This window comes from Burkholderia sp. Leaf177 (assembly GCF_001424345.1).
GTDB lineage: Bacteria > Pseudomonadota > Gammaproteobacteria > Burkholderiales > Burkholderiaceae > Caballeronia.
Window position 1 is genome coordinate 24,332 of sequence record NZ_LMPF01000007.1, and the last position, 21,230, is coordinate 45,561.

The 21,230-nt window shown below is 61.0% G+C and carries 18 protein-coding genes and 1 other RNA gene; 12 read left to right on the forward strand and 7 right to left on the reverse strand.

What is annotated here, in order from left to right:
- Positions 1-80 precede the first annotated feature (80 nt).
- From ubiG to ASG35_RS09310, 4 genes are all read left to right on the forward strand, one after another.
- Positions 81-779 carry a bifunctional 2-polyprenyl-6-hydroxyphenol methylase/3-demethylubiquinol 3-O-methyltransferase UbiG gene (gene ubiG / locus ASG35_RS09300; protein ID WP_056355838.1) on the forward strand — a complete coding sequence of 233 codons (699 nt, stop codon included), beginning with the start codon at positions 81-83 and terminating at the stop codon, positions 777-779.
- A 95-nt stretch (positions 780-874) separates the two neighbouring features.
- Complete coding sequence (gene gph / locus ASG35_RS09305; RefSeq protein WP_056355967.1) at positions 875-1,591, forward strand: phosphoglycolate phosphatase; 717 nt, start codon at positions 875-877, stop codon at positions 1,589-1,591.
- Between the two features lie 82 nt (positions 1,592-1,673).
- Positions 1,674-2,042: a transfer-messenger RNA gene (ssrA, locus tag ASG35_RS30720) on the forward strand.
- Positions 2,043-2,235: 193 nt separating this feature from the next.
- Positions 2,236-4,647, forward strand: a complete 2,412-nt coding sequence (locus tag ASG35_RS09310) for a PIG-L family deacetylase (RefSeq protein WP_235527495.1) — start codon at positions 2,236-2,238, stop codon at positions 4,645-4,647.
- 51 nt (positions 4,648-4,698) lie between these two features.
- On the opposite strand, the gene ASG35_RS09315 is transcribed toward ASG35_RS09310, so the two are convergent.
- From ASG35_RS09315 to ASG35_RS09325, 3 genes are all read right to left on the reverse strand, one after another.
- A complete protein-coding gene (locus ASG35_RS09315; RefSeq protein ID WP_056355841.1) occupies positions 4,699-5,775 on the reverse strand; it encodes a glycosyltransferase family 4 protein in 1,077 nt (358 codons plus the stop codon).
- Positions 5,776-6,244: 469 nt separating this feature from the next.
- On the reverse strand, positions 6,245-6,508 hold the full coding sequence (locus ASG35_RS09320) for a hypothetical protein (RefSeq protein WP_056355844.1): 264 nt from the start codon (positions 6,506-6,508) through the stop codon (positions 6,245-6,247).
- 196 nt (positions 6,509-6,704) lie between these two features.
- The gene (locus ASG35_RS09325; protein WP_056355846.1) at positions 6,705-7,787 is read right to left on the reverse strand and encodes a substrate-binding domain-containing protein; all 1,083 of its coding nucleotides are present in this window, start codon (positions 7,785-7,787) and stop codon (positions 6,705-6,707) included.
- 127 nt (positions 7,788-7,914) lie between these two features.
- Between ASG35_RS09325 and ASG35_RS09330 the strand changes: the two genes are divergently transcribed.
- The 6 genes from ASG35_RS09330 (at position 7,915) to ASG35_RS09355 (ending at position 13,795) form a co-directional block, all read left to right on the forward strand.
- Positions 7,915-8,412 carry an NAD(P)H-dependent oxidoreductase subunit E gene (locus ASG35_RS09330; RefSeq protein ID WP_056355848.1) on the forward strand — a complete coding sequence of 166 codons (498 nt, stop codon included), beginning with the start codon at positions 7,915-7,917 and terminating at the stop codon, positions 8,410-8,412.
- Positions 8,409-9,965 carry a formate dehydrogenase beta subunit gene (locus tag ASG35_RS09335; protein ID WP_056355850.1) on the forward strand — a complete coding sequence of 519 codons (1,557 nt, stop codon included), beginning with the start codon at positions 8,409-8,411 and terminating at the stop codon, positions 9,963-9,965. The genes ASG35_RS09330 and ASG35_RS09335 overlap by 4 nt, the downstream gene beginning before the upstream one ends.
- 16 nt (positions 9,966-9,981) lie before the next feature.
- Positions 9,982-12,891 (forward strand): formate dehydrogenase subunit alpha, encoded by a 2,910-nt coding sequence (fdhF, locus tag ASG35_RS09340; protein ID WP_056355852.1) that lies wholly within the window; start codon positions 9,982-9,984, stop codon positions 12,889-12,891.
- 2 nt (positions 12,892-12,893) lie between these two features.
- A complete protein-coding gene (locus ASG35_RS09345; protein WP_056355854.1) occupies positions 12,894-13,136 on the forward strand; it encodes a formate dehydrogenase subunit delta in 243 nt (80 codons plus the stop codon).
- Positions 13,137-13,257: 121 nt separating this feature from the next.
- Positions 13,258-13,518 (forward strand): CopG family ribbon-helix-helix protein, encoded by a 261-nt coding sequence (locus ASG35_RS09350; protein ID WP_235527498.1) that lies wholly within the window; start codon positions 13,258-13,260, stop codon positions 13,516-13,518.
- On the forward strand, positions 13,508-13,795 hold the full coding sequence (locus ASG35_RS09355) for a type II toxin-antitoxin system RelE/ParE family toxin (RefSeq protein WP_056355857.1): 288 nt from the start codon (positions 13,508-13,510) through the stop codon (positions 13,793-13,795). The genes ASG35_RS09350 and ASG35_RS09355 overlap by 11 nt, the downstream gene beginning before the upstream one ends.
- A gap of 38 nt (positions 13,796-13,833) precedes the next feature.
- Here ASG35_RS09355 and ASG35_RS09360 read toward each other — a convergent pair whose 3' ends face one another.
- The 3 genes from ASG35_RS09360 to ASG35_RS09370 all read right to left on the reverse strand — a co-directional run bounded on the left by ASG35_RS09360 (position 13,834) and on the right by ASG35_RS09370 (position 16,969).
- On the reverse strand, positions 13,834-15,540 hold the full coding sequence (locus ASG35_RS09360; RefSeq protein ID WP_056355968.1) for an FAD-dependent monooxygenase: 1,707 nt from the start codon (positions 15,538-15,540) through the stop codon (positions 13,834-13,836).
- Between the two features lie 61 nt (positions 15,541-15,601).
- Positions 15,602-16,609 (reverse strand): cation diffusion facilitator family transporter, encoded by a 1,008-nt coding sequence (locus tag ASG35_RS09365; RefSeq protein ID WP_056355859.1) that lies wholly within the window; start codon positions 16,607-16,609, stop codon positions 15,602-15,604.
- The gene (locus ASG35_RS09370) at positions 16,610-16,969 is read right to left on the reverse strand and encodes an ArsR/SmtB family transcription factor (RefSeq protein WP_056355861.1); all 360 of its coding nucleotides are present in this window, start codon (positions 16,967-16,969) and stop codon (positions 16,610-16,612) included.
- 110 nt (positions 16,970-17,079) lie between these two features.
- Here ASG35_RS09370 and ASG35_RS09375 point away from each other — a divergent pair, with 110 nt between their 5' ends.
- Entirely contained in the window at positions 17,080-18,936 is a 1,857-nt protein-coding gene (locus ASG35_RS09375) for a tetratricopeptide repeat protein (protein WP_056355863.1), read from the forward strand.
- A 79-nt stretch (positions 18,937-19,015) separates the two neighbouring features.
- On the opposite strand, the gene ASG35_RS09380 is transcribed toward ASG35_RS09375, so the two are convergent.
- The gene (locus ASG35_RS09380; protein ID WP_056355865.1) at positions 19,016-20,314 is read right to left on the reverse strand and encodes an MFS transporter; all 1,299 of its coding nucleotides are present in this window, start codon (positions 20,312-20,314) and stop codon (positions 19,016-19,018) included.
- A gap of 393 nt (positions 20,315-20,707) precedes the next feature.
- Between ASG35_RS09380 and ASG35_RS09385 the strand changes: the two genes are divergently transcribed.
- On the forward strand, positions 20,708-21,202 hold the full coding sequence (locus ASG35_RS09385) for a GNAT family N-acetyltransferase (protein ID WP_235527497.1): 495 nt from the start codon (positions 20,708-20,710) through the stop codon (positions 21,200-21,202).
- The last annotated feature ends 28 nt before the right edge of the window (positions 21,203-21,230 follow it).

Consider the following 21,230-nt stretch of genomic DNA (forward strand, 5'->3'; position numbering starts at 1 on the left):
CCCCGTTTTACCCTGTCCCGTCACCGCCTATATACTTGGTGCCTGACTGTTCACGACTTTTGTTCCAAGGCTATCCGCACATGATCAACGCCGATCCCCACGAGCTTCAGAAATTCAGCGAGCTGGCTCATCGCTGGTGGGACCCGAACGCCGAGTTCAAACCGCTGCATGAGCTGAACCCGGTGCGGCTCGACTGGATCGATGGCCTTGCGCACCTGCCCGGCAAACGCGCGCTGGATATTGGTTGCGGCGGAGGGATCCTCTCCGAATCCATGGCTGTGCGCGGCGCGAAGGTGAAAGGCGTGGATCTGTCGTCGAGTGCATTGGGCGTGGCCGACCTGCACAGCCTGGAAAGCGGCGTTGAGGTGGAATACGAGGAAATCGCGGCCGAAGCGCTCGCTGCGCGCGAACCGGGTAGCTACGACGTCGTCACCTGTATGGAAATGCTGGAACACGTTCCGGATCCCGCGGGTATCGTCGAGGCTTGCGCCACGCTGGTGAAGCCGGGCGGCTGGGTGTTCTTCTCCACGTTGAACCGGAACGCGAAGGCCTACCTGTTCGCGGTGATCGGAGCGGAGTACATCGCCCGGATGCTGCCGCGCGGCACGCACGACTATGCGCGTTTCATCAAGCCGTCAGAACTTGCGCAACATGTGCGTTCGGCGCAATTAGATATCGTCGAGATCAAAGGCATTACGTATCGGCCGCTCGCCAAACGCTTCGGCCTCTCCGACGACACCAGCATCAACTACCTGATGGCCTGCCGTCGCGCGGCATGACGGGAGCGAACATGAACGATCGCACGAAGGACATCTCGAATTCCACAGACGCGGACCCGGCGCCGCCCAGCGTCATAGAACCAGCACGGACTTCCATGAGCGATGACCCGACGCCCTTGCCGCAGCACGAATCGGACAAGGACCGGCTGAAGCTATGCCAGGCGGTGTTGTTCGACCTCGACGGCACGATTGCCGATACCGCACCCGACCTGGTCGCCGCCGTCAACAAGATGCGCCACGACCGAGGGCTGGAAATGCGGCCGCTGGAGACGTTGCGGCCACTGGCATCGGCGGGCGCGCGCGGTTTGCTCGGCGGCGCGTTCGAGATTAGTCCCGAGCATCCGGATTACGCCGCCATGCGCGAGGAGTTCCTCGCGAACTATGAAGCGGATCTGTGCATTGAAACCACATTGTTTCCAGGTATCGATGAACTACTCGACCAGCTCGACGCTCGCGGCGTGCGCTGGGGCATCGTGACGAACAAGGTCACGCGGCTGGCCGAACCGCTCGTGGCGTTGCTTGGTCTGGCCGAACGGGCCGCGTGCCTGGTTTGCGGCGACACCACGTCGCATTCGAAGCCGCATCCGGCGCCGTTGTTGCACGCTGCCGAGCTGATGGAAGAAAAGCCCGAACAGGTCGTTTATGTGGGCGACGATCTTCGTGACGTCCAGGCGGGCTTCGCCGCCGGCATGGTCACCGTGGCGGCAGCGTATGGATACTGCGGCACGGACTTGCCGCCTGAGCGTTGGCACGCCGATCACGTGGTGGAAACGACTATCGAATTGCAGCAGTTGTTGAGGGACGTGCAGTAGCTGTAATGCGTCGCGGTCTCCTTCAGACTGCTTTCGCCGGCGCGATTGGCGATTCGATCTGTGAGATAATACGCAATGCTTCGGGGGCGACCTGGTTTCGACAGGGGTTGCGAAGCGGCTAGGGCATACCGAGGACCCGTCACCTCGTAAATCAATGGGAAAAACGTAACTGCAAACGACGAAACGTTCGCACTGGCAGCCTAAGGGCCGCCTGCCTCTCCCTAGTTTACTGACGGACTAGAGTCGCAAGACCGGTAGCAATACCGAGAGAGGTCATATACGTCAGATAAGCCTTGTCGGTGTCACGACGCCAAGGTCGAAAATTTAGTGAATCGCCGAAGCGAAGCGTGTTCGTCCGCGTCGCCAGGTTAAATCAAACGATAGAACTAAGTATGTAGAACTGGTCGTAGAGCGCTACTGGACGCGGGTTCGATTCCCGCCGCCTCCACCAATATCGCTTCCGGTCTCGTGCCGGATGAACAAAACCCCGCGTGCCTAACGGCATGGCGGGGTTTTGCTTTTCGGCTCCCCACAATCCGCCATTCCCTCACTCCATGTTCGCTCGGCAACGGAGCGTACCGCCGCTACACTTCAAGCTGCCAGATTCACAGATTCAGCAGACAAAAATGCCATACGGGGGAATCATGCAAGAAAGCCGTTCCATGCGGAGATTGGCTGTTGCGTGCTTATCGATCATGCTGTGGGCCGTCAGCGCCCTGCTCTCGCCAGCCATCGCGCAAACATCTTCGCCAACCGCCGATTGCCATGCTGGCTCGCTCATCACGGTCGTTGCGCATCTGGACGATGACCTGCTCTTCGTCAATCCAGGCATCAGCGACAAGCTCGCGGCCGGCTGGTGTGTGACCACGGTCCATCTGATCGGCGGCGCGAACGGCGCGAATTTCGATTACGTCAAACTCCGCGAAAAAGGCACGCGACTCGCCTACGCACGCATGGCGGGCGTGCCGGACGACTGGATCGAGTCGACGGTCGATTTCGCCGGCAAACCTGTGCACCAAATGCTGCTCAGGCAACAGCCGCGCGTGAAGCTGCTCGAAGTACGGCTGCCCGGCGGCGGCGTGCGCGGCGGGCGTGTGCCGCTCGGCTTGTTGTGGGACAAGGGCGAGAGCATTGAAACGTATCCGTTGAACGCCGACGGTTCCAATACGACCAAATACGACCGCTCCGCGTTGATCGCGACGGTGCGCGCCATGCTCGCGCCCGCGACCGAAATCTATACGCTCAACCCGGATACGGTGCCGTTTATCGAACATCCGGATCATATCTACGCCGCGCGCATCACGCGGATCGCAGCGCAAGGGCTCGGGCGCGATATCCCGATCGGCTATCACGTCACATATCCGACCGGCGGTCTGCCCAAGAACCTCGCCGCCGCCGATACCCAGAAGAAACGCGACGACGTAGCGTCGTATTTCGCCATCGATGGCGACGACAACGGCGGCCATGTCTTCGGCGAATATCAATGGGACGGCAACTGGGTCGCGCGCCGCTACTGGACACGCGCGCATGCGAGCGATCCGGGCCCGGATTTCCAGCCGCGCTCCATGCAGATCGTGAACGAATATTCGAGCCAATGCGTGACGTCGGCAGGAGCCGGCGCTGCGCCGACGCTCGCCGCGTGCACGGGCGCCGCGACGCAGAACTGGCATTGGCAGGAGGTATCGGCGGCGCCGGGGACAAAAAACACGGCGCAGCTCGTCGATGAAACCACCCGGCAGTGCGTCGCCGAACGCGACGGCAAGTTGACGGAGGAAGCGTGCTCGCCGCCCGCTTCGGCCGAGACCGCCCAGAAATGGACGCCCTGGGATTTCGGCTACGTGTACACGCCGCTCGGCCATTGCCTGGCGGGGCGAAACGGTGTGCTTTCGGCCGGCAGTTGTTCCGGGCTTACGACCGAGTCGCGCTGGGCGCCATCGGCGAAAACGCAATGGACCGATAACCGCGAGGAAGGCGCGCTCTTCGGCGACGTGCGCGGCGGTGATGACGAAGATCATCGGTCGAGCGCGGTCTATGTTCAGCGCCGCAAGGACGGTCCGGGCTTTAACGTGTGGGTCGCGGATATGTCGCGGCTGGAAACGGCGGAATCGTGGTATCTGAACGCCGTTCCCTTCAACGCAAATGCCACGGCGCCCACCTGTTCGGCCGACACACTATGCTTTGACAGCGTGCGTTTTCTGCTCGGTGATTTCGATGGCGACGGCCGCGACGACCTGATGGTGATCTCGCCGCGCAACGGCGGCACGGCGTTCTGGCTGATGCGCAGCACGGGCACGCACTTCGACGCGCCAAAGCTCTGGTATCAGACGAGCGCGGCATGGACGCCCGCGAATGCGCAGCAATATGTGGCGGGTAATTTCACAGGAAGCAGCCGCGCCGACGTGATGATCGCGCACAAACGCGGCGACGGCGGCCTGAACTTGTGGGTGATCGCGAGCGCGGGCAAAACCGGCCGCGCGCCTGCGTTGTGGATGCAAGCTCACGACATGAGCACGAATGCGCGTTTCCTTCCGGTGCGTACATCGGGGTCACCGCGCGCCGGACTTGTCGCAATCGAAACCGTGGACAACGCGATGGCCATCACGCAGATTTCGAGTTCAGGCGGCGCGTTCGCCGGAACGTTGCGCGGCAATAGCTATCCGCAGTTTTCATCGGTGATGACAAAAGTGGCCGTCGGCGACCTGGACGGCAATGGAACCGATGACATCGTCTTGCTGCAACCTCGCGGCGACGGCCCGGACATCGATGTATGGACGATCAAACGCGCAGCCACGCTCGGCGCGCCCGCGCTAGCCGGAAAGCTGAAGGAAGCGTCGTATGCCGATGCTTTGCCGCACATCGTGCAGCGTGAAAAGCGGCCGTCCCTCGTGCTGTTCAAGCGCGCGAACGCGAAGCTCGGGCCGTTTTATTACACGGGCGGCGCGCCGATGTTGATCGGTTATGACTTCGACAACGCGCAGAAGCTGGGTCCGGCGCAAATCTGGAGCGAAATGCCGGGGCTCTTTTCCGAGTCGCTGTGGCTCAGGAATCTGCAATAAAAAAACGCGCCGCCGATACCCTCGGCGGCGCGTTTTTTAATGCGCTGGAAATCAACCCATCCGCACTTGCAGGTTGAGCACATCCGATGCAATCGCGAGATACCTGTCAGCCGTGCTTTGCAACGTGAGCCCGTTCAGCGGACGCGTCGCGCGCGGCTGGGACAGCGCGGCGAGCAGCGCGCGGCCGTAGGCATCGGCATCGCTGGTATCGAGCAGCGCGACGCCTGCGAAACTATCCGCGAACGCGAACGACGGAATCGCGTTTCCCACCACCGGAATCCCCGACGCCAATGCCTCGAGAAAGCCGATGCTATGCGCCTCGAAACTCGAAGGCATTGCGAAGGCGCGCGACTCGCGCAGGATTTCAGCGACGTTGGACTGCGGTCCGACGATCATCACGCGATCGTTCAATCCCAAATCGTCCACGAGTTTCACGATTGACGCGTGATACGCCAGATTCTCGATCACGCCGCATAGCAGCAACTGCACATCGGGATCGACTGCGGCCACGCGCGCGAACGCCTGGACGGTCTGCAACTGGTTCTTCTCGGGAATGTACCGGCCGATCTGGACAATCTGCCTGATTCCCGTCGATGGCAACGGCTCGCTCGTTTGCGTGAATCGCGAGATATCGACGCCATTCGGCACCACGATCATGGAAGGATGCGAACCGACTTCCTTCACGTAATCATCGATATTCTTCTGCGATACCCCGATCACCGCCTTCGCCCGTCCCGAGAGCAGACGCTCGGCAAACAGCAGCGCGTTGTTCGCGAAGTCATTGGCGCCGGAGTGCATGACCCAGACTATCGGCACTCGTGTTGGCAGCGCCCGGACGTACAGCGCGGGAATGGTCGCGTGCGCAAAGATGATGTCGGGTTTGAAGCGGCGGATCGCACGATGCAGGAACAGCAGCCGTCCGACCTTGCCGAGCGAACGCTGCGGAAACAGGCACAAGACATTGTTCGCGCGCAACTCGGCGCTGATGTGCTCGAAATCGTCGTGCTCCGGCATTAGCGAAGTAATGCATACATCGTGACCGCCTTGCTGGTGCCCGATCGCCACGCCTTTCGCGAGTACCTCGGCCCCTGATAAACGGGGTGCAAGAACGACTTGAAGAATTCTCATTTGGTTATCTTCCCCTCGCCTTTCTAAAGCGTATCCTGCTGGCCCATGCCGTCAAATGGACATTGCCTGTCCACGTGGCCCTCCCGGCACGCCTCGTATGCGTGCGACCACCAAGCTGGCTCGATTAATTGTTTTTTATGAAATCCTGGTGCGTCTGTCGTAAAAGACCGTTCAACGCACGCAACGATAAGATACCCGAGCGGATGCCGTGCACGCCGCCATCAAGTAGCATTAATCGGTCGGTAATGAGTGGTAACAGACGCTGAGGAAAATGAAGCGCTCAGCGAGGGGAAATCTGAAAGGAAACCGAAAAAAGGAAGCAGGGTTAACACGCTGCCGTCGCGGCCTTGCCGAGCAATTGCAGCGACCGGAGAGGAACGCGGCTGATCCATCGCACGCACGCTTCGCCAACAGTGCCCAAGCGAAGCCGCATGCGTTAAAGGCCGCGTCGTAACGCGCTAGTTGCCGATCATTCGTCCTTCGGGCACTGCAGGTTGCAACCGTTCGGGTCGCCCAGATCGCCGCGGCGACGCTTGGCCGTCTCTTTGTTCTGGTACTTGTCGGAAGGCGCGGAAGCCGCAAATTGCATTTGCGGATGCTCTTTCAACCGGAACTGGTCTTGCAGGATGCCGCCCGGAATGCCGGGTGAATTCTGCGCAAACGCAACGGGTACGAAGGAGACGGCGCCGGCAACAAACGCAATCGACGCGGCAACACTTAAAAGCAGTTTCATGGCAGCAGTACAGTCAGTAGCAAGTCGATGAACAGACTTCGGTTAAACGTTCGGTCAGGCGTTGTTCCGGCAAAGCGTCCATCGGAACTCCTGACCGCGAAACCTGATTCTAAACTCAAGCTCCGCACTCGGCCGGTTGCGCGGCCTTTGCGCTTGTATCGGCGTATTACATTAGCTTAAAACGCGCTGTCTTCGCTCACGTCTCCGTGCCGCCGCCGAGTGCCGCATCGAGATCGACTAGCGCGCCGCAATGCAGCGGGTCATAACCTTCGAGCTGCGCCACGCTGCCCTTGAATCCTTCGCTGCGAAGAACGTCGAGCACGCCGGCAAGACTGGCATCGGCGAGCTTTTCGCGGTCGCAGGCAAACAGATAATCCTCGTCGATGATCGGGATGAAATCGAGCGCGAACTGCTGCGCGGCCGGTTGCACGCCGAAGCCGAGATCGGCCATGCCGCTCGCCACAAACGCGGCAATCGCCGAATGCGTCAGTTCGGCAGTCGCGTAGCCATTGATGGTCGCCGGATTGACGCCGATCTGGCGTAGCGCCAGGTCGAGCAGCATGCGTGTGCCCGAGCCCGGCTGGCGATTGACGAAGCGGATGTCGTCGCGAGCAAGGTCGCGCAGACCGCGTATGCCTTTGGGATTGCCCTTCGGCAGAAACAGTCCCTGCGTGCGACGGGTCAGATGGATCAGCCCGTGCCGTTGCGCATCCAGCCATGGCCGATAAATCTCCGCGCAGCTCGCGCGAAACTCGCCGATCGGCAAATGGAAGCCCGCCAGCTCGCACTCGCCGCGCGCGAGCGCGCTCACGGCTTCGGCGCTTTCGCGGTATTTGATATCGGCGGGGATTCGTTTTGCGGCCAGCGCGCCGACGAGCGCGGCGACCGCATAACCGTGCGACGCGTGAATGCGAATCTCGCTGAGCGTGCGCGATAAACGCCGGTTCAACTCGCTGGCTACTTCGCTCGCTACCGCTTGAAGCGGACCATCGAGGCGCTCGTTCGACAAACGCTGCGCTCGCAATACGGCTTCGCCCAATTCCGACAACACCGAGCCGCGCCCGCGCGACTTGGTGATCAGCGCGCCGCCCAACCGTGTCTCAATTTCGCGCAACAGGCCCCACGCGTGCCGATAGGACAAACCCTTAGCCGATGCTGCCTGCGCAATACTTCCGGTCTGCGAAACGAGCAGCAAAAGCGGCACTGCCGCGCTGAGACTGGCTTCGCGGCCTGCTGCATCGCGCAATACGAGTTCGGTCCGGCATTCGACGTCGATCATATGCAGTTGTTGTTCCTATTGCCATCGACAGGATAGCCTCGTATCTTGCATATCAGAGGCTCGGTAAAGCGATTATAAGACCGATATATGCATTTATAAAACATATGCCGAGCGACGGAGACTCCCCATGAGCCAGATTGCCAGTACTACCCCGCACGAATCCGCCGAAGCGCGGATTGCGCGTCATTTGAAACCGGGCGCGTCGCTGATCGCCGTGCTGCATTCGATTCAGGATGAAGCCGGCTATATTCCCGCCGATGTCATCGGCCCGCTTGCCCAGGCGATGTCGCTTTCGCGCGCTGAAGTGCATGGCGTGATTACCTATTACCACCACTTTCGCTCCGAACCGCCGGCACGCGTGACCGTGCAGCTTTGCCGCGCCGAAGCGTGCAAAAGCATGGGAACGGAGGCGTTGGCGGCGCATATCGAAGGACATACGGGCTGCAAGTTCGACTCCGGTCATCAACCCGATACCGAGCTGGAAACCGTGTATTGCCTCGGGCAATGCGCGTTGTCGCCGGCCATGACGATCAACGGCGAGTTGTATGCCCGCGTCACGCCGCAGAAATTCGATCGGCTTTACGAAGAAGCGCGCGTTCACACGAGCGCGGAGGACCTGGTATGACACGCATCTACGTCCCCTGCGATTCGTCGGCGCTGGCGCTCGGCGCCAATCGCGTTGCGTTGGCTGTCGCTTCGGAAGCTCAGAAACGCGGCATCGAAGTCGAGATCGTGCGTAACGGTTCGCGCGGCATGTTGTGGTTCGAACCGCTCGTGGAAGTGGAAACGGCGGAAGGCCGGATCGGCTATACGAACGTGGATGAAGACGATATCCCCGCGCTCTTCGACGCCGATTTCATCAATGGCGGCGCGCATGAAAAAAGCATCGGCGTGGTCGATACCCTTCCCTGGCTCGCCAAACAGCAACGCCTGACGTTTGCGCGCATCGGCATCACGGACCCGTTTTCCACCGATGACTACGTCGCCCACGGCGGCCTGGAAGGTTTGCGTCGCGCGCTGGAAACCGATGGCGACGCCGCCTGCGAAGCGCTGCTCGAATCAGGCTTGCGCGGTCGCGGCGGCGCGGCGTTCCCGGCCGGCATCAAATGGCGCACGGTCCGCGCCGCCGTGGCGCCGCAAAAATACGTGGTCTGCAACGCCGACGAAGGCGATTCCGGCACGTTCTCCGACCGGCTCGTGATGGAAAGCGATCCGTACATGTTGATTGAAGGGATGATCATCGCGGGGATCGTGACGAACGCGACGAAAGGCTATATCTATGTGCGAAGCGAATATCCGCACGCGATCACGACACTGAACCGCGCCATCGATAAAGCGCGCGAAGCCGGCTGGCTCGGCGCGAACGTGCTCGGCAGCGGCAAGGTCTTCGAACTCGAAGTCGCCAAGGGCGCGGGTTCGTACGTCTGCGGCGAGGAAACCGCGCTGCTGGAGTCGCTTGAAGGCAAGCGCGGCGTGGTGCGCGCGAAGCCGCCAGTGCCCGCGCTGGTCGGTTTGTTCGGTCAGCCGACGGTGATCAACAACGTCATTACGCTCGCGACCGTGCCCATCATTTTTGCAAAGGGCGCGGCGTTTTATCGCGACTTCGGCATGGGCCGTTCACGCGGCACGCTGCCGTTCCAGATCGCCGGAAACGTCAAGCAAGGCGGTCTCGTGGAACTGGCGTTCGGCGTCACGTTGCGCGAACTGATCTACGAATACGGCGGCGGCACGGCAACCGGGCGGCCGGCGCGCGCCGTGCAAGTCGGCGGTCCGCTCGGCACTTATTTGCCCGAAAGCCAGTGGGACATTCCCATGGATTACGAGGCGTACGCGGCGGTCGGCGCGGTGGTCGGCCACGGCGGTATCGTGATTCACGACGACACCTCGAACCTTGCCGACCTCGCCCAGTACGCGATGCACTTCTGCGCCGTCGAATCGTGCGGCAAATGCACGCCGTGCCGGATTGGTTCGACGCGCGGCGTGGAAGTCATCGAAAAGATCCGCGCCGGCGATACATCGCCGAAACAGGTCACGCTGCTGCGCGAACTTTGCGACACCATGCTTGCCGGATCGCTTTGCGCGATGGGCGGCATGACGCCTTATCCGGTGATGTCCGCCCTCGATCATTTCCCCGAAGACTTCGGTCTTTCGCGCAAGCCGTCGCAGAAAGCGGCTTAAAAGAAGGAGCACTCATATGTCCAGTTCTTCCTGCGGTTCCGGCAATTGCGCCTGCAAGACCAAGATGCGCGATCCCTTCGACGATACCGACTACGGCACGCCGCTGCGTCATGCCGACATTGACGTGACGCTCGATATCGATGGCACGCCGGTCACGGTTCCGGCCGGAACGTCGGTGATGCGCGCGGCCATCGAAGCCGGCGTGAACGTGCCGAAACTCTGCGCGACCGATTCGCTCGAGCCGTTCGGTTCGTGCCGTTTGTGCCTCGTGGAAATTGAAGGGAAACGCGGTTATCCGGCATCGTGCACGACGCCTGTCGAAGCAGGCATGAAAGTGCGCACGCAAACGGACAAGCTGCAGTCGCTGCGCAAGAACGTGATGGAGCTGTACATCTCCGATCACCCGCTCGATTGCCTGACCTGCCCGGCCAACGGCGACTGCGAATTGCAGGACATGGCCGGCGTTGTCGGATTGCGCGAAGTGCGCTACGGCTACGAAGGCGCGAACCACCTGAAGGACAAGAAGGACGAATCGAATCCGTATTTCACGTACGACGCGTCGAAGTGCATCGTGTGTAATCGATGCGTGCGCGCGTGCGAAGAAACGCAAGGCACGTTCGCGCTGACCATCGCGGGACGCGGTTTCGAATCGCGCGTGGCGGCCAGCGAAAACCAGCCGTTCATGGAATCGGAATGTGTCTCGTGCGGCGCGTGCGTGGCGGCTTGCCCGACCGCGACGCTGCAGGAAAAAACCGTGATCATGCTGGGTCAGCCCGAACATTCGGTCACGACCACATGCGCGTATTGCGGCGTCGGCTGCTCGCTGAAGGCCGAGATGAAAGGCAGTCAGGTCGTGCGCATGGTGCCGAACAAAAATGGCGATGCAAACGACGGCCACGCCTGCGTCAAGGGCCGCTTTGCCTGGGGTTACGCCACGCACAAGGACCGTATCACCAAGCCGATGATCCGCGCGAAGATCACCGATCCGTGGCGCGAAGTGAGCTGGGAAGAAGCGCTTTCGTACGCGGCCAGCGAATTCCGCCGCATCCAGGACAAGTACGGCGTGGATTCGATTGGCGGGATTACGTCGTCACGATGCACGAACGAGGAAACCTACCTCGTGCAGAAACTCGTGCGCGCGGCGTTCGGCAACAACAACGTCGATACCTGCGCCCGCGTTTGCCATTCGCCGACGGGTTACGGCCTGAAGACGACGCTGGGTGAATCGGCGGGAACGCAGACGTTCGCATCGGTCGAGAAAGCCGACGTGATCATGGTGATCGGCGCGAATCCGACCGATGGCCATCCGGTGTTCGCATCGCGTCTCAAACGGCGCGTTCGTGAAGGCGCGCAATTGCTCGTGGTGGATCCGCGCCGCATCGATATCGTCGATACGCCGCACGTGAAGGCGTCGCATCATCTGGCGCTGCGCCCGGGAACGAACGTGGCCGTGGTCAACTCGCTCGCGCATGTGATCGTCACCGAAGGTCTGGTCGACGAAGCGTTTGTTGCCGAGCGCTGCGAGGCGCGCGCGTTCCAGCAATGGCGCGATTTCGTATCGCTGGAAGAAAACTCGCCTGAAGCCATGGAAGCAGTCACGGGCGTGCCGGCGCAAGCCGTGCGCGAAGCCGCGCGCATTTACGCTGCCGCGGAAAACGGCGCGATCTATTACGGTCTCGGCGTGACGGAACACGCGCAAGGCTCGACGACCGTGATGGGCATCGCGAATCTCGCGATGGCAACGGGCAATATCGGCCGCGAAGGCGTCGGCGTGAATCCGCTGCGTGGTCAGAACAACGTGCAAGGTTCGTGCGACATGGGTTCGTTCCCGCACGAGTTGCCGGGTTATCGCCACATCAGCGACGCGGCTGTGCGCGCGTTGTTCGAAGAAGCGTGGAGCGTGAAGCTGCAATCGGAACCGGGCCTGCGCATTCCGAACATGTTCGATGCCGCCGTTCACGGCAGTTTCCTCGGCCTGTATTGCCAGGGCGAGGACATCGTCCAGTCGGATCCGAATACGCAGCATGTGTCGAAGGCGTTGTCGTCGATGGAATGTATCGTCGTGCAGGATATTTTCCTGAACGAAACCGCCAAGTACGCACACGTGTTCCTGCCGGGTTCGTCGTTCCTCGAAAAGGACGGCACGTTCACGAACGCCGAACGCCGCATCTCGCGCGTCCGCAAAGTCATGCCGCCGCTGCCGGGTCTCGCCGATTGGGAAGTCACGATCAAGCTCGCGCGTGCGCTGGGTTATGAAATGGGCTACACGCATCCGTCGCAGATCATGGACGAGATCGCAAGCCTTACGCCGACGTTCACGGGTGTTTCGTACAAGCGTCTCGATGAACTCGGCAGCATCCAGTGGCCTTGCAACGCGCAGGCGCCGGATGGCACGCCGACCATGCATATCGATGAATTCGTGCGCGGCAAGGGACACTTCGTGATCACGAAGTTCATTGCGACGCCGGAGAAAGTCACGCGCAAATATCCGCTGCTGCTGACGACGGGACGGATTCTGTCGCAGTACAACGTGGGCGCGCAGACGCGGCGCACGGAGAATTCGCGCTGGCACGACGAGGACCGGCTGGAGATTCATCCGCACGACGCCGAGGAACGCGGGATCAAGGCGGACGATTGGGTCGGCATCGAATCGCGGGCGGGACAGACTGTGCTGCGCGCGAAGATCACCGAGCGCATGCAACCGGGCGTGGTTTATACGACTTTCCACTTCCCGGAATCCGGCGCGAACGTGATCACGACCGATTCCTCCGATTGGGCCACGAATTGTCCCGAGTACAAGGTGACGGCGGTGCAGGTAATGCCGGTGGAGCAGCCTTCGCAATGGCAGAAGGATTATTCGGCGTTCAATGTTCAGCAGCTGGAGTTTCTGAACTTGCGTGAATTGCCGGTTACATCGGGGAAATAATCATGGATGTGAACAGCCTGATGGACATGGCAAACCAGATTGGCGAATTCTTCGATTCGATGCCGGATCGCGAGGAAGCGCTCGATGGCATCGCCAATCATATTCACAAGTACTGGGCGCCGCGGATGCGCACGCCGATCCTTGAAACGCTGGATGATCCCGAGATGAGCGCGAAGCTTCACCCGATTGTGCTGGAGGCGCTGACTAAGCATCGGGAGGCGCTGACGCCGGCGGTGGCGGTTTAGGGGTTGGGATTTTGTTGCTGGAAGGACCGCTGAGTGCGGTCCTTTTTTTGCCGTCTTGAACATTCAATCAGCTATAATCTTTTTGATTAACTTTGATTGGAGCTCTTTCATGCCGCGCACGATGACCGCACACGTGGAAGACGCGTTAGCAGAACGCGTAGACGAAATCGCCAAGAGACTGGATCGGCCAAGGGGTTGGTTGATAAGTAAAGCGCTTGAGCAGTTTGTCGAACTGGAAGACACGAGGGATCGATTGACACGTGAGGGCATTGCGAGTCTGCGCGCAGGCGCGAGCGTTCCGCACACGGACGTTCGGACTTGGGCGGAAAGTCTGAACACTAAAAAGCCCCTGCCTTTCCCGAAAGCGAAGCGTGGCGCTTAATGCTACGTGGTCCCAGGAAGCGCTGGACGATCTGAAACGCCTGTATGACTTTCTTGTGCCGAACGACGCGGCCGCTGCGGCCCGAAGCACTCTCGATCTGATCGAAGGTGTTGAGTTCGTTGTGAACAATCCCGGGCTTGCCGTCAAGTTGCCGCAGTTTGCGCCGGACGACATTCGCAGAGCATTTGTAAGCCGTTACGAGATTCGCTTCGCCTTTGATCTGCAACTCGACCAGATTGACGTGGTGCGTATATTCAGTCAGAGAGAAGACCGCTGATTGCCTACGCTGTTTCCGACGAGTTATATCGTAGTCCCTCACTCCTCCCGCCCCGCCCCGAACCACATCTCGCAGTGCCTCAACAAGCCCTGCGTATCCGACGGTGCGCGTCCGCGCGCCGCAATATACCCATCCGGCCTCACCAGATAAAAACACGGCCGCGTGCGCCCGTACGCTTCGGTCAACGAACGCGCGCCGTCATCGCCTTTATCGGTGATACGCCATACGCGCACCGTGTTCGGCAACGCCTCTTCCACCGATTTCGCGAGTTCATCGAGATCCTTGTCGCGCAACGCGTGCGCGACCGTGATCGTCGCGGGCGCGAGCGCAATGTCATCTTCGTCCGATGGCTTCACCATCAGGAACAGCGAGAAATACGCGGGATCGTGAAGATCGAAAAGACAACCGACTCCCGGCGCGCGTCCGAGCGGTCCATCGACGACATGCACCCACGCATCCGGCGCACGGTCGCCGGCGCGCGGACCGCCATCGAGCCCGCGATCGAGCGTCAACGGACTTTTCCGATACTGCACCGACAACTCGCTGACCGTGCGCCGCGCGGCATCGCGTAAAGGACCAATCGCCGATAACGCCGGCATCACGTGGTCGCGAATCAGCTTCATCGGGCCATGCTCGGCGGCTGCCATCTGCGTCATGAAACTCGATGTCCGCAACACTTCGCGTTCAATAGGATGACGCTCGGTGTGATACGTATCGAGCAATCGATCCGGCGCCACGCCCGCCAGAATCCGCGCGATCTTCCAGCCGAGATTCAGCGCTTCCTGAATGCCCGTGTTCATGCCTTGCGCGCCGGCCGGACTGTGGACATGCGCGGCATCGCCTGAGAGAAATACACGCCCGGAACGCATCCGGTCCGCCATGCGGTTGTTCAGCCGGAAATACGATGACCACGCGAGACTCGACACCGTCACCCGATGATGAATGCGGCGCGCGACGATTTCACGGCATTCATCGAGCGTGGGTGCCGCGCTTTTTTGCAGGCTCTCCGGCGCGTCCGGGGATTGCGCCGCGACACGCTGATCGGCGATCAAACGCGTGCGTCCGCCGCCCATGGGGAACAACGTGGCAATGCCCTCGCCTGATGCAAAAATATGGAATTCGTCGTCGGGCCATTCGGTATCGGCCTGGAGATCGGCGAGCAGGAAAGTCTGCTCGAAGGTCTTTCCCGTGAACTCGATATTCAAACCATGACGCACCATGCTGTGCGCGCCGTCGGCTCCAATCAGATACGACGGCCGCAAGTGTTCCTCGGCTCCATTGGCGTAGCGCAGCGTGGTTTCCAGACCCGCCGATCCCTGATTGAAATGCGTCAACTCGACGCCGCGCTCAACGCGCACGTCGAACGTTTCGAGATGTTCCGTCATCAGGCGTTCGGTGACGGATTGATCGAGAAAAAGAAGGTAGGGATAACGCGTTTGCAAGGGATCGAAATCGAGTTGCGTAAGACGCTGCCCGTTCGAATAAAGGTTGCCGATTCGCGCCCGGTGGCCAAGTTCCAGAAACGGTTCAACCAGTCTGTGCTGCTCGAATAACTCGAGCGTTCGCGCTTGAATGCCGATGGCGCGCGACCATGGCAACGGCTCAGGCGCTTTATCGATAAGACGCACGGGAATGCCGGCGCGCGAAAGGCTCATGGCGGCGGCGAGGCCCGTTGGACCGGCGCCTGCAATGAGCACCGGCGATACGTCGAGCGTTTTGTGTCGGTTCGGCTGCGGCGCGTGCATGCGCTTCTCCATCAAACGTCACTGCTCCAAGTGTACGCCGGTCGAATCGCGCCAACGACGCTCAATGCGCGTGCGCCCTCGCGTGCGACTTTTCATCGAGCGCGCAATGATGTTCCGTCGTGCCCATTTCCACTTGCAGCGTTGCATGGTGCATGGCGTAGTCGCGGCGCAGCGTTCCCACGATTTCATCGACGAAGACATCGCCCGGATGACCCGCCGGCATCACGATATGCGCCGTCATTGCGTTTTCCGTGGTGGAAAGCGCCCAGACGTGGAGATCGTGGACATCGGTGACGCCCGGCAGATCCGCCAGATACTTTTCGATCCGCGGTTTGTCCACGCCCGGCGGCACGGCGGCCATGGCAAGGCGCATGGCGTCGCGGCCGAGTCCCCACGTTCCGGCCACGATCACCGCGACCACGACAATGCTCATCACCGGATCGATCCAGCTCGCGCCGGTATAGAGGATCACGAGGCCGCTGATGGCGACCGCGGCCGAGATGCCGGCGTCGCCCGCCATGTGCAGGAACGCGCCGCGGATGTTCAGGTCCTCCTTGCTGCCGCGCATGAAGAGCCAGGCGGAGAAACCGTTGACCACCAGTCCGATCGTTGCCACGATAAATACGTCGAGTCCCGCGACCGGCGCCGGGTTGAGCAAGCGCTGGACGGCTTCGAGCACGATCGCGCCGCACGCGAACAGCAGCAGCGCGGCGTTGGCGAGCGAAGCCAGGATCGTCGAACTGCCGAGGCCGAATGTGTATCGCTCGGACGGCTTGCGCGTGCCGAGCCAGACCGCGCCCCACGCGAGCAAAAGGCCGAGGACATCGGAGAGATTGTGGCCGGCATCGGCGAGCAGCGCGGTGGAATGCGCGAGGAAACCGTACACCGCCTGCACGATCACGATCACCACGTTCAGCCCGACCGCGATGGCGAAGGTCCGGCCCTGCCCGGCTTGCGGCGCGTGATGGTGATGATGACCCTTGTGATCGTGACCCTTGTGATCATGACCGTCGTGGCCTTCGTGCGAATGCTCGTGGTGCTCGTGCTGGTGCGTCGATTGAGGTGCCATTTATTCGTTATCCGGTCTGAAATCGGCGTGCGGCTCGGCAATATGCTCGAGCAGTTCTGCCAGCATGCTGCTGATGTGTTTGTCGGCGGCGAGATAGAAAACCTGCTTGCCTTCACGCTCGGCACGCACGATTCGCGCCGCCCGCAGCAAGCGCAAATGGTGGCTGACGAGCGACGCCGACAAACCCAGCGACTCGGCAATCGCGCCCACCGACGAACGCCGTTCCACGCACGTCAACACAATGCGCAGGCGCGTCGGATCGCCTAGCAGGCGGAACAGATCGGCGAGCGGAACGACACGCTCATCGGTGGAAACTTCGTTCGGAAGCAAAGAGGAGGACAAGATCGGTCGAATCAACATTTGAACAGGCGTTCACATGTTATTGATCCGGCACCTGCGGCGTCAATGCAAAAATCGGGATCAGTAGTGAACGTGTGGGAAAATGGCGCGTTCGCATTTGATTTCCCTCAATGGATACAGTTTTTGCGCGCGGCTTCGCGGCACATCGCGACGGCCGCCTCACCGAAGCGGAACGCGACTATCAGGCCGCGCTCGCCGCTGAACCTTCTCACGTCGACGCACTTCATCTGCTCGGCGTGCTGCGCCATCAACAAGGCCAGCACGCGGAAGCGGCCGATCTGGTGCGCCGCGCAGTGGACCTGCGTCCCGCCGATCCCGCCCTGCAACTGAACCTCGGCAATGCGCTGAAGGCGCTTGGCCGGATCGATGACGCCATCGAACGGTTTCGCAACGCGCTGCATCTGGAGCCCGGTTTTTCGCTCGCGCAATACAACTTGGGCAACGCATACGCGGCCGCGGGTCGCCACGAAGACGCCGCCGATGCCTTCGAAAAAGCGCTGCGCCTGCAACCCGGCGACGCCGCCACCTGGAACAATTTCGGCAATGCGCTGCTCGGCATGCGCCGTTTCGAGGAAGGCGCGAAGGCGTTCCGGCGCGCGCTGCACATCCGTCCGGGCCACGCAGGCGCGCACAACAATCTCGGCATGGCGCTCAACGCGCTCGGCGATACCCACGGCGCCATCGAACAATTTCGCGAAGCGATCGCCGCCGAGCCGAACTATGTCGCGGCGCATTTCAACCTGGGCAATCTGCTCGATGCCGCCGGCCGCCCGCACGAAGCCGTCCCCGTGCTGCAGAAAGTGCTGCGCATGCAGCCGCAATTCGCGCCCGCGCATTTCGGGCTCGGGCACGCGCTTGCGGGCATCGGCGAGCATGAAGCTGCGTTGCCGCAATTCGAGCGCGCGGTCGGGCTCGATCCCAAGTACGGCGTCGCGTGGCTCGGCCTCGGCAATGCGCATCTCGCGCTCGGCGCGCACAAACCGGCGCTGCGTGCCTTCGATCAGGCATTGCGCCTCGATCCCGGTCTCGTCGCGGCGAATTTGAACCGGGCGCTGACGTTGCTTTCGCTTGGCGATTATGCCCGCGGCTTGAGCGCTTACGAGTGGCGCCTGCGTGCGCCGACCAGTGCCCCGGCGCCGGCGCTTCCCGTCTGGAAAGGCGCGCCCATGCCGCGCCAGACGCTGTGGATCCGCGCAGAACAAGGTTTCGGCGATACCTTGCAGTTCGTGCGTTTCGTGCCGTTCGCCGCGAAGCTCGTCGGCCAGATCGTGCTCGAAGTGCAGCCGGCGCTCATCGCGTTGCTCGAACCCGCGGCGCACGCGGCAGGCGTGACGCTCAAAAGCACGGCAACACCCTCACCCGCCGATGCCCACGCTTTCATTCCCTTGCTCAGCTTGCCGCTGGCGCTGGGGGTATCGAATCCCGATATGGTGCCGGCGCGCACGCCGTATCTCGTGGTGCCGGCGGCGTATCGGAAGAAATGGCGCGGGTCGCTCGGCGGCCAATCGAAACGCAAGCTCGGCATTACGTGGTCGGGACGCATTCAGCCAGGCGAAACGCGTTCGGCGCCGCTCGCGTTGCTGGAGCCTTTGTTCAGGCTGGAAGGCATCGACTGGATCGTGTTGCAGCCCACGCTGACCGCAGAAGAACGTGTCCTGCTCGACAAACATCCGCGCGCACGTTTCATTCAGCGGCTCGAAGACAAGCTGGAGAATTTCGCCGATACCGCCGCGATCATCGATCGTCTCGACGGCGTGGTTTCCGTCGATACCGCCGTCGCGCATCTGACCGGTGCGCTCGGAAAACCGCTGTGGCTGATGTTGCCGTTTGCCGCGGACTGGCGTTGGGGTATCGATACCCCTTCGAGCGCGTGGTATCCCAAAGCACATTTGTTCCGGCAGGCGAAACCCGGCGCGTGGGATGAGGTTATCGAACAGGTGGCGAAGGACGTCGCGGCATCGTCCTGATTCACGTTTCGAATGAAAAAATCCCCTCGCGGTTCACCTTGGCGAGGGGAATTTCATTTCGACGATCGCAAAAGAATTGTCAGGCCGTCTTGTACTGATTCCGCGCTTCCGTTGACCGGTACAACACCAGCGTCGCGATCAGCCCGCAGATGGCGGCGAGTCCCATCCACACGCCCGGCGCCGCCTTGTTGCCGGTCGCGTGGATCAGGTACGTGGAGATGGCCGGCGTGAAACCGCCGATAGTCGTTGCAAGGCTATAGGCAAGCGAGAAACCCGTGGTGCGCACTTCGACCGGCATGACTTCGGTCAGCGCGACGACCATTGCGCCGTTATAGCTGCCGTACAGGAACGAGAGCCACAACTCAACGCCAAGCAACCGCAGGAACGACGGATCGGCGACAAGCCATTGCACCGCCGGATACGACGTCAGAATGGTCAGGATCGTGAAGAACAGCAACACCGGCCGACGACCAACGCGATCCGACACCGCACCCGAAAGCGGCAGCCACACGAGATTCGACAAACCCACGAACACCGTCACGACCAATGTATCGATGGAAGAAAGCTTCAGCACTTCCTTGCCGAACGTCGGCGTGTACGCGGTGATCATGTAGAACGACACAGTCGTCATGATCACCATGCCCATGCCCGCGAGCACGATGCCCCAGTTGGACGCCATCGACTTCATGATCTCGCTCATCGACGGCCGGTGCTTGCGCGCGAGAAATTCATCGGTTTCCTGCAACGAGCGGCGAATGATGAACAGGAATGGCACGATCAGGCAGCCGATGATAAACGGGACGCGCCATCCCCACGCTGTCATCTGGTCGGGCGGCAAGATGCGGCTCATGACCACGCCGATCAACGCCGCGAACACCACCGCGACTTGCTGGCTGCCCGACTGCCACGAACAATAAAAGCCCTTGTTGCCCTTGGTCGCGATCTCGGACAGATACACCGAGACGCCGCCGAGCTCCACGCCGGCGGAAAAGCCTTGCAGCAAGCGTCCAGCCAAAACGATGATCGGAGCAAGCACCCCGATGGTCGCGTATCCCGGAATCACCGCGACCAGCAGCGTGCCGATCGCCATCATGGTCAGCGTGAGAATCAGGCCCTTCCGGCGGCCGTGATGATCGATATACGCGCCGAGCACGATGGCGCCGATCGGCCGCATCAGGAAACCCGCGCCGAATACCGAGAGCGCAAGCATCAGCGACGCAAACTCGTTGCCGCTCGGAAAGTACGTCTTCGCAATGGCCGAGGCGTAATAGCCGTAGACCATGAAGTCGTACATTTCGAGGAAGTTGCCGCTGACGACGCGAAATACCGACTTCGCCTTCGACTCGTTCGCGGGCGTTGCATGTGAAGAGCTGGACATGACTATCTCTTAGAGCTGTATCGAAAAATGCCGGCCGATTCGCACGCCATAAGCGTGTCGCGACGCGGCATGAAACGCTGGAGTTGACTGCATCCGGTTTGAAGTGGCGCGATGGCAAAGCGCCGGATGCCTGTGTAAGCTTCGCCGCTTGCGAACCGGCAAAACCTTCTCGAAACGGCGCAAAAGACCAAAAAACTGTTACTAAGGGTTAACCAGAACGTTAATAAGCTTGCTTAGCAAAATTCGAACATTCGTACACGAAGCCGATATTACAACGCGAACGCGAAACGCGCCTGTTCGAACTTCGCGTAATTGCTCTTAACTTAGCTTAACTTTGCCTTACATATGCATATCAATAAGCCTACAAACTCAAAACTGCCAAAGAGTTTCAATTTGCGACCAGCGACGCTAAAGGAAGCAGCGCTTATCGCCGACATGCATGCAAGGAGTTGGGCAACGGCATATCGGGGAATCCTGCCGGACACGTATCTCGACCACGAATTGGCCGGCGATCGCGCGGCGCACTGGAGCACGCGTTTTAACGAGCTCGCTCATGGCGCGGGCGAGGTGTTCATTGCGTACATCGAAGGGCGGCCGGCCGGGTTCGTATGTGTGATCGCGCCCGACGAAACCGGCAGCGTGCTCGTCGACAACCTGCACGCCATGCCGGAAGCGAAGGGAACGGGCCTCGGCACCGCAATGCTCGATACCGCTGCCAAATGGGCGGCGGATCGCGGCGCGAAGAACATGCATCTCTATGTGCTCGAACCGAATGTTGCAGCTATTGGCTTTTATGAATCGCGTGGATGGCGTTTGGCGGGACGTGAAGATGACACGATGGGCGGCATCCCTATCATTGCGTTGCGCTATACCCGGCCGATTGGCTGATGCCTCGGGGATTGCTTTGCCTTCGCGG

Excerpts from the sequence above, each read along its gene's own strand:
- ubiG (WP_056355838.1), top strand. The coding sequence starts at position 81 with ATGATCAACGCCGATCCCCACGAGCTTCAGAAATTCAGCGAGCTGGCT.
- gph (WP_056355967.1), top strand. The coding sequence starts at position 875 with ATGAGCGATGACCCGACGCCCTTGCCGCAGCACGAATCGGACAAGGAC.
- ASG35_RS09310 (WP_235527495.1), top strand. The coding sequence starts at position 2,236 with ATGCAAGAAAGCCGTTCCATGCGGAGATTGGCTGTTGCGTGCTTATCG.
- ASG35_RS09315 (WP_056355841.1), bottom strand. The coding sequence starts at position 5,775 with ATGAGAATTCTTCAAGTCGTTCTTGCACCCCGTTTATCAGGGGCCGAG.
- ASG35_RS09320 (WP_056355844.1), bottom strand. The coding sequence starts at position 6,508 with ATGAAACTGCTTTTAAGTGTTGCCGCGTCGATTGCGTTTGTTGCCGGC.
- ASG35_RS09325 (WP_056355846.1), bottom strand. The coding sequence starts at position 7,787 with ATGATCGACGTCGAATGCCGGACCGAACTCGTATTGCGCGATGCAGCA.
- ASG35_RS09330 (WP_056355848.1), top strand. The coding sequence starts at position 7,915 with ATGAGCCAGATTGCCAGTACTACCCCGCACGAATCCGCCGAAGCGCGG.
- ASG35_RS09335 (WP_056355850.1), top strand. The coding sequence starts at position 8,409 with ATGACACGCATCTACGTCCCCTGCGATTCGTCGGCGCTGGCGCTCGGC.
- fdhF (WP_056355852.1), top strand. The coding sequence starts at position 9,982 with ATGTCCAGTTCTTCCTGCGGTTCCGGCAATTGCGCCTGCAAGACCAAG.
- ASG35_RS09345 (WP_056355854.1), top strand. The coding sequence starts at position 12,894 with ATGGATGTGAACAGCCTGATGGACATGGCAAACCAGATTGGCGAATTC.
- ASG35_RS09350 (WP_235527498.1), top strand. The coding sequence starts at position 13,258 with ATGACCGCACACGTGGAAGACGCGTTAGCAGAACGCGTAGACGAAATC.
- ASG35_RS09360 (WP_056355968.1), bottom strand. The coding sequence starts at position 15,540 with ATGCACGCGCCGCAGCCGAACCGACACAAAACGCTCGACGTATCGCCG.
- ASG35_RS09365 (WP_056355859.1), bottom strand. The coding sequence starts at position 16,609 with ATGGCACCTCAATCGACGCACCAGCACGAGCACCACGAGCATTCGCAC.
- ASG35_RS09370 (WP_056355861.1), bottom strand. The coding sequence starts at position 16,969 with ATGTTGATTCGACCGATCTTGTCCTCCTCTTTGCTTCCGAACGAAGTT.
- ASG35_RS09375 (WP_056355863.1), top strand. The coding sequence starts at position 17,080 with ATGGATACAGTTTTTGCGCGCGGCTTCGCGGCACATCGCGACGGCCGC.
- ASG35_RS09380 (WP_056355865.1), bottom strand. The coding sequence starts at position 20,314 with ATGTCCAGCTCTTCACATGCAACGCCCGCGAACGAGTCGAAGGCGAAG.